This window comes from Frankia sp. AgB32 (genome assembly GCF_023243045.1).
GTDB lineage: Bacteria > Actinomycetota > Actinomycetes > Frankiales > Frankiaceae > Frankia.
Map to the genome: position 1 here is coordinate 1 of NZ_JALKFX010000214.1, position 243 is coordinate 243.

General features: G+C 73.3%; 1 protein-coding gene. It reads left to right on the forward strand.

Going from position 1 to position 243, the window contains the following annotated elements:
- A partial coding sequence (locus MXD60_RS26470; RefSeq protein ID WP_248822416.1) for a helix-turn-helix domain-containing protein occupies positions 1-243 on the forward strand: 243 nt, incomplete at both ends.

A 243-nucleotide genomic window follows, 5' to 3' on the forward strand; every position in this document is an offset into this window, starting at 1 on the left:
TAGCGGTATCGATGCGCAGGGCTACCTGGCGCAAGGGCCCGGTGCCGAGGGCATGGCCGACGCCTCGGGCCTGTACGACGCCATGCTGGGCCAGGGCCTGCACCTGGAAGCACTGGAGGACGGCCTGCTGCAGGAGGCGGTGCGCCGCGCCGGCGGCAACCTCGCGGCTGCGGCGCGCGCGCTGGGCATGACCCGGCCGCAGCTGAGCTACCGGCTGTCGCGCATTCGCGAACGCACCAAGGA